General features: G+C 46.4%; 4 protein-coding genes and 2 pseudogenes. All 6 read left to right on the top strand.

From position 1 onward, the window contains the following. Window positions 1-5: 5 nt before the first annotated feature. Window positions 6-350: pseudogene (locus QUA16_RS36895) on the top strand (leucine-rich repeat domain-containing protein); the annotation flags it as partial. A 606-nt stretch (window positions 351-956) separates the two neighbouring features. Next, a pseudogene (locus QUA16_RS36890) lies at window positions 957-1,460 on the top strand (DUF6745 domain-containing protein); the annotation flags it as partial. Window positions 1,461-1,942: 482 nt separating this feature from the next. Then, window positions 1,943-2,896, top strand: a complete 954-nt coding sequence (locus tag QUA16_RS11235) for an ABC transporter ATP-binding protein (protein WP_333104228.1) — start codon at window positions 1,943-1,945, stop codon at window positions 2,894-2,896. 201 nt (window positions 2,897-3,097) lie between these two features. Next, entirely contained in the window at window positions 3,098-4,777 is a 1,680-nt protein-coding gene (locus QUA16_RS11230; protein ID WP_333104230.1) for a hypothetical protein, read from the top strand. A 574-nt stretch (window positions 4,778-5,351) separates the two neighbouring features. Then, window positions 5,352-7,514 (top strand): DUF4394 domain-containing protein, encoded by a 2,163-nt coding sequence (locus QUA16_RS11225; RefSeq protein WP_333104231.1) that lies wholly within the window; start codon window positions 5,352-5,354, stop codon window positions 7,512-7,514. A 157-nt stretch (window positions 7,515-7,671) separates the two neighbouring features. Further along, on the top strand, window positions 7,672-7,959 hold the full coding sequence (locus tag QUA16_RS11220; RefSeq protein ID WP_333053679.1) for a hypothetical protein: 288 nt from the start codon (window positions 7,672-7,674) through the stop codon (window positions 7,957-7,959). The last annotated feature ends 171 nt before the right edge of the window (window positions 7,960-8,130 follow it).

Raw genomic sequence — 8,130 nt, 5'->3', positions numbered from 1 at the left:
CCGACATCAGCATCCTCGGCTCGCTCACCAATCTGACAACACTGGATCTCGACAACAATCAAATTACCGACATCAGCTTTCTCGGCTCGCTCACCAATCTGACAACACTGCATCTCGACAACAATCAAATTACCGACATCAGCATCCTCGGCTCGCTCACCAATCTGACAACACTGGATCTCGACAACAATCAAATTACCGACATCAGCGCCTTGCGATCGCTCACCAATCTGACAACACTGGATCTCGACAACAATCAAATTACCGACATCAGCTTCCTCGGCTCGCTCACCAATCTGACAACACTGCATCTCGGCCGGAATCAAATTACCGACATCAGCGCCTTGCGATCGCTCACCAATCTGACAGAACTGATTCTCGACTCCAATCCAATTACCGCTCTGTGCGTGTTAGGCGAACTCGCACAGAAACATCTTACTCTCTCGACTAAGCCAGTTGATGGTGAAAAAGCCACAGCAGCAGTCAAAGTGGCCTATGCCGCTATTGGCTTAGAAGAACCCGAAGTTATTATTTGCAGCAGTCCCCGCGACGCTTATCTCCAAATCTTCAACTTGCCCAAACACGACCATTCACCAAACTGGTCAAACGAATGGGACAGCAATAGATTGGGGAAAAAGCTAGACAGAAAATGGATGTCCCAATCGATTGTGAGAGACTTTACAAGTCCGGGCGTGTGGGAGTATGAGCTCGATTGCATGGCTATCGAACCCGAAGCAGACAGCACACTGAGTTCGCTAATGTACGAATTGGCTGACGGCTATGTGCGATCGAAACAAACGATGTCGGATATTTTGCCCGATTATTTGGAGGGCCTGGAATACCCTGAAACCCCCACGACTTTGTTTAAGGAAATCTATTTGACTCAATGGTATATCTCTTCATTAGGCGTCAATCTTTCCCAAAAGGCACAAGAAATACTTCGCTCCCAAAAGCTGCTTTTCGAGCATTGCGGTTGGATATTTCCCTTTGAAAAGTTTTGCGCGGTGTGCGATCGCCCCCGCCACCTGCGCTTTGACAGTCAAAACCGCTTGCACGCGGAAGGATTACCTGCGATCGAGTTTGCGGACGGATGGAATTTTTACTATTATCACGGTGTCAGATTGCCTGAAAATTACGGCAAACTTCACCCCAATCAATGGCAATCTCAATGGCTTTTAGCAGAAGAGAATGCCGAACTTCGGCGAGTGTTAATTCAAGGAATTGGTTACGATCGAATTTGTCAAGAGTTGCAAGCAAAACAAATAGATAGTTGGCAGGAATATGCACTATTACAAATAGATAATGCCGATGTCGAGCCGATTTGTTTGTTAAAAATGACTTGTCCGAGTACGGGATTCATTCACGCTTTAAGAGTTCCACCTAACCTGACATCAGCCAGGGAGGCAATTCGCTGGGTAAATTGGGATATAGATCCAGAGGAATTTTCCGTGCAGACTTAATCTATAACAACTCTCAATCATTCATGAACATTTGTAGGCGTAGTGTCCCCGTGCCTACCCCGATTGGGGCAATTTACGCACGGGCGATCGGAAACGTTTTTTTTTGGGAATACTTAGTTATAGCACCCAAAAGCGACAAAAACCCGGTTTCTTTGGTGTTGATGCGTAATATCCTGTGCGGTAGATTAGCGATTTGTTGTCGAGTGGGGGCAGGTTTATGAGATTGTCGGTTTTCGGCAATTATTGTCGGTGAACCTGCCCCTACAAGACATGGCGTTTGTAATAACGGATCGGATCTATCTGAGATATTGCAGCATTCTCCATTAGCTTTAGGGGCGGGTTCGCCAGTAGGCTTAAACGTTTGCAGACAGGTTAAATAAACCCGCCCTCCCCCAGGAATAATCCCCTCAAATCAATCGGACTCGATATAACTCCTATTATTCCCAGAAATGCACAGATAAAACTTCATTCACCCTCCAAACATGGCAAAACAACTAGCAATAGAAACTCGCGGGCTGACGAAACAATTCGATCGCCATATAGCCGTCAATGACATCGATTTGCAAGTAGCAGCAGGCGAAGTATGCGGACTGATCGGCCCCAACGGTGCCGGCAAAACTACTTTGCTGCGAATGTTGGCGGCGGCTGAGGAACCGACTATAGGGGAAATTTACATCAACGGCGATAGGTTATTGCGCGATCGATCGCACCCGATTCTCAAACAGCGCATCGGCTTTCTTCCCGATGACTTTCCCCTCTACGACGACTTGACTGTTTGGGATTATTTAGACTATTTTGCCCGAATCTACAACCTCCAGCAACCGCGCCGCCGAGAGCGAATCAACTCCGTGTTAGAACTCGTGCAACTAACCAACAAGCGCAACAGCTTAATTTCCACTCTGTCGCGGGGGATGAAACAGCGCCTGAGTTTGGGGAGAACTATTATCCACGAACCGCTATTGTTGTTGTTAGACGAACCCGTTTCTGGCTTAGATCCGATCGCCCGAATGCAGTTCCGCGAAATTATCAAAGTTTTGCAAGAAGTCGGCATGACCGTAGTCATATCATCTCATGTTCTCAGCGACTTAGCCGAACTTTGTACCTGGGTAGGCATCATGGAACTCGGATATCTGGTCGAAAGCGCACCGTTACAAGAACTTTACAAACGCCTCAGCCGCCAGCAAATTTTCATGTCGGTTTTAGGAAATAAATTAGAAGCGCTAACATCGGCATTAAAAAACTTTCCTTGGGTGGAAAATTGGGCAATAATCCCGGAAACTCAACAGGTGTGCGTTGATTTTTCAGGAAGCCCGGAAGATGCAGCAAATTTATTACGCGAACTCGTCGCCGCCAACATTCCCCTAACCCAATTCCACTGCACTCAAGAAGACTTAGAAACCATCTTCCTCAAAATGGGACACCAGCAAGCATCCTAATTTGCTTATTCCCACAATCACATTTATTCTTTGTGGAACGGGCATCTTGCCCGTTCTTCTTGAGAATAATTCAACAGTGAGTTATAACTGAGTTATATTCTTTACGGTGGGATCGGAATTATTTAACCGCAGAGAACACAGAGGACACAGAGGAAGATAAGAGAGAGAATTACAAATCAAATCACCAATAACTAATCAACCATGACACTCAACTTACTAGACAAAATAGGCAACTGGAATCCCCAGTTATTTCGAGAAATCAAAGGCCGCTTGAAGATTGGCAATATGGCGCTAGCCTCTGCCCTTTCCCTAAGCGGTCAACTGCTGCTGTTCATGTATTTCAGAGCCCAGATACCCGTTCCCCCTGCTAATGGGGAGTACACTAATCCCATATATCACAGATTTTGCACTTTAGATGAGGCGGCCAATTCCTATGAAAAAATCTGCGTCAGAGATGCCTTCAGCAACTTTGTCATTAACTGGCGGGAGTGGTGGCTAGAGATATTCGTTTGGCTGAGCATATTTAGCGTCTTAGCTTTATTAGTAGCAGGGACTTATCTACTTGTCAGTGACTTAGACAAGGAGGAACGCCGTGGCACGCTCAACTTTATTCGCCTCAGTCCCCAGTCTGCCAAAACAATTTTTCTAGGCAAAATTCTGGGCGTCCCAATTTTACTGTATCTAGCAGCAATTCTGGCAGTACCGCTGCACTTGTACGCTGGATTAGCCGCTCAAATACCCCTGAATGAAATTTTATGTTTCTACACAGCGGTTACAGCTAGCTGTGCTTTATTTTACAGCGCTGCGATGCTGTTTGGATTGACAACCAGTTGGTTGGGAGGATTTCAACCTTGGTTGGCTAGCGCTACAGTTTTTGTTGTGTTTGGGATGTCTGCGATCCAGTTAACGCGAACTGCTTGGGATTTGCTAACATTTTGGTCTCCCATTCCTATCCTGAGATCTCTGCTTTTTGGAGTGGGTGTTAATAACAATCATGCTTTCCATTGGTTAGCAGCAGACTTAGACAAGTTGCAATGGTTTTACTCGCCAGTGGGTACAAATATTGCGAGTGTTCTTGGTTTGTCTCTCTTGGTTTGTGGTACAGGAACCTATTGGATTTGGCAGGGATGGCAGCGCCGCTTTCCAAATCCCACTGCTACAGTTTTGAGCAAGCGACAAAGTTATTTGGTAGTTATCTGCTGTCAGCTAATAATTTTAGGGTTTGGACTCCAATCAAGTCTCGCATCCTACGGTAATAGCAGCGGTTTACTTGTCGTGAATTTGCTGATGTTCTTAACTTTAATTGCAGCTTTAACATCTGACAGACAATCTTTGTACGATTGGGCAAGGTATAGGCAACAAATCGTTCCCAGCAGTCAGAAGTTGTGGCGACGCTACCCGCTACTCGATTTAATTTGGAGCGAAAAAAGTCCGGCTGGAGTTGCGATCGCGATTAATCTCATCAGCTCAGTGATAATTTTAACACCTTTGACGCTGTTTCAAAAAATTGAGACACAAGAATTTGGGGGCGTAATTTGCTGCCTTAATCTCATCCTAATTTACGCAGCCATCACCCAACTATTCCTATTTACAAAAACCAGAAATCAGGAAATTTGGGCCGCCGGCACTGTCGGTAGCGCTATCTTGTTGCCGCCTCTGATTTTATCTATGCTGTTGCTCACCCCAGAAAAAGCTCCTATTTTCTGGTTGTCTTCAACCTTTGCTAGCTTTTGGTCTACCTCGTCTCTCGTAGCATCAGGAAATACCATTTTGTTTTCGATACTCAGTCAGTGGAGTGTCTTGGTGTTGTTGAATCTCAAATTGCGATCGCAACTGAGACTCGCAGGGCAATCAGCTTCTAAAGCACTGCTGAAAGCTTGAAAAAGCAGGGGAAGGGATCAAACGTGAAACTCCGATTCAGGCAGGGATTTAAACCCCTGCCTGAAAGCTTAAGTCGTCTGAAAACGACTGTTCAACTAACTTGTTATGCCTATTCCGCATTTATAATCCACTTTATATTGAGCGATGGTTGTCGCGGCTAAACACACAAAGCCCATGTTCCCAGGCTTTAATATTAAAGTTGAAAAAAAATTCTGACTGTACAGATCCAAAATTATAGAGTCAGCGTATATTACTAATGAACGCAGTACAAAATTTCATAGGTTCGCACCGCTACCCATTTCAGCTTGCCTGTTTGCAGTTGAGCTGCGATCGCCCTTGGCTACACACCCAACTATAAAATACGGCTAAGCGATCTGTATTTAGGAGTGGGTTTATTGGAATCGGGGGGCGGCTTTATATATCATTTTGGCTGGGTGTAATACTTTTATTCCAACCCATCCCTACAGCCAAAAATAAGAAAAACTATCCTAAAAGTGCGAATTTGTGATATTTTGACTGAGAATACCACCGCCGTTAGGCAACAGAAGTATCAAATTTAGAGGGTGATTAGAAAATGGCCGAAATTAGAGATACCGCACAAGCAAACTTGCTAGCAGGAACTCCCGAAGATGACCTGATATTTGGTTTGATGGGCAATGACACCATTGCCGGAAACTCTGGTAATGACAGCATTTATGGAGGAAAACAAAGCGATTTAATTGAGGGCAATTTAGGTCAAGATTCGCTCTTTGGAGATTTAGAGAACGACACTGTTAACGGCGGAGAAGGTAACGATTTTTTAGTGGGCGGAAAAGGCAGCGATTCCATATCGGGCAACTCCGGTAATGATGTTTTGTCGGGCGATCGAGATACTGATATCCTGATAGGCGGAGACGGGGCTGACTTATTTGTTTTGAGGCGCTACGCGGAGGCAGATCCTGGTCGTACCAGCGGCGGTGTTAGTTTGGCAAATGCAGACGCGATCGCCGATTTTGTACCAGGTACAGATTTAATCGGTTTGGGGGAAGGTCTCAGTTTTAACGACTTAAATATTCTGGAAGCTGGAAACGATACAGTTATTCAAGACCGCGTAACAGGAGAATTTCTCGCTACTCTCAGAGGGGTGAGGCAAAGTGCGATTAACCAGGCAAGTTTCACTAATAATATTGGCAGCGTTGTTCCCAACCCCCCGCCTCCAGCGCGGACAACGGCTTATGCTTTAACTCCTGCTAATCGGATTGTCGGTTTTAGTCTTTCCAATCCCGGAAGTGTGCTCTCAGATTTGCCCGTGACTGGATTGCCAGCGGGAGAAAGTTTACTGGGAATTGATTATCGGCCGGCTAACGGTGTGCTTTACGGTGTGGGTTCTAGCAATCGCTTGTATACTCTCAATCCGATGACTGGGGAAGCAAGTCCAGTCGGTAACGGGCAGTTTGCTGTTCCCCTAACTCCGGGGGCTGCGGGTTTTGATTTCAATCCGACAGTCGATCGAATTCGGTTTGTCAATCAAGCCGATCAAAACGCCCGCCTCAACCCGGATAACGGGGCAGTTGTCGATTCTGACACGCTGGCGGGGGGAATTCAACTCGACGGGAATTTGGCTTATGTTGCGGGCGATCGCAATTTTGGGTCAAATCCGGCGGCTGCTGGGGCTGCGTATGTGAACAACTTTGCCGGGGGAACTTCGACAACCCTGTTTGTAATTGACAGCGATTTGGATGTTTTGGTGCGACAAGATCCGCCGAATAATGGAGGGTTGAATACGATCGGATCTTTGGGAGTTGATGCTACTAGCGTTCTCGGCTTTGATATCAGGAGTATTGGCGGCCGCGAGGTGGCAGTGGCGGCGCTGGAAGTCGGTGGCATTTCCGGCTTGTACAATATCAATTTAAGTAGCGGTCAAGCTTCCTTTGTCGGTCAAATTGCCGACGGAAGACAGATTAACGGTTTGGCTTTGCCTTTGCCTACAGCTTACGCCTTAACTGTCAGAAATGGCGCCGAAACAATTGTCGGTTTTAACGAAGCGGCACCGCGGGCAATTCTCAGTGACGTGGCAGTTACAGGGTTGCAGCCGGGAGAAAGTTTGCTGGGAATTGATTTTCGCCCCGCTAACGGTGTGCTATACGGTGTGGGTTCTAGCAATCGCTTGTACGCGATTAATCCAGTTACTGGGCAAGCAAGTGCCGTCGGTAGCGGGCAGTTTGCTGTTCCCCTAACTCCGGGGGCTGCGGGTTTTGATTTCAATCCGACAGTCGATCGAATTCGGTTTGTCAATCAAGCCGGTCAAAACGCCCGCCTCAACCCGGATACGGGGGCAATTGTCGATTTTGACACGCTGACGGGGGGAGTTCAACTCGACGGGAATTTGGCTTATGCTGGGGGCGATCGCAATTTTGGCAATCCCGGCGCGGCTGGCGGGGCTGCGTATGTGAATAACTTTGCAGGGGCAAATTCGACGACACTATTTGCAATTGACACCAATTTAGATGTTTTGGTGCGGCAAGATCCGCCGAATAATGGGGTGTTGAATACGATCGGATCTTTGGGAATTGATGCTGGTACCGTTCTCGGCTTTGATATCAGGAGTGTTGGCGGTAACGAGACGGCTTTGGCTGCGATCGAGGTTGGCGGAGTTTCCAGCCTGTACAATATCAATTTGACGACCGGTCAAGCTTCGATTGTCGGTCAAATTGGCGACGGGCGAGGAATTAAAGGCTTAGCACTGACTTTGATTTAAATAGGGGAAGGAAGAAGGAAGAAGGAAGAAGGAAGAAGGAAGAAGGAAGAAGGAAGAAAAATAATTAAACTTTTTTAAGTTACCAATTCCCAATTCCCGATTCCCGATTCCCAATGCCCAATTTGAGTTAATCTATTATTTTGACAAACAAGATAAGATGTTATCTCAAGTTTTTTACTTGCTACGTTCCCGCAGTGACGGCAAATATCTGTCCGCGAATCCCAATCCAGATGCGGCAGTGAGTTACCTGCTGATGTTTCGCGAAGACTATGACGCTTTGAGCTATCTCAATGCCCACGCTGCTGATGTTGCCGATCGATTCGGAGTAGAATCGATTTCCGGTTCTCAGGTAAAAAAGCTACTCGAACGTTGGGGCTTTAACGGTGTGGGGGTTGTTCAAGACCCGCTGTTACCCAATATTGAGTTTTTATTGACAAATAATTGACAATTGACAAGATTTGCGCTTCACCCGGTTTCTGGAAGAAATCGGGTTTTTTTGTCAAGTTTTGAGCCGATCGCCCGATCGAGCTTGTACAGTTCTGTGCCCCATATCTAGTGCAAATTGTCAAATATATTAACCTTTTACCCTAAATCTGAATCCTGTTGTATATTCGTA

It is taken from the genome of Microcoleus sp. S13_C3 (assembly GCF_036700905.1).
In the GTDB taxonomy this organism is placed as follows: domain Bacteria; phylum Cyanobacteriota; class Cyanobacteriia; order Cyanobacteriales; family Microcoleaceae; genus Microcoleus.
Note: the sequence above shows the minus strand (reverse complement) of the source record. Positions and strands in the feature narration are given on the sequence as shown.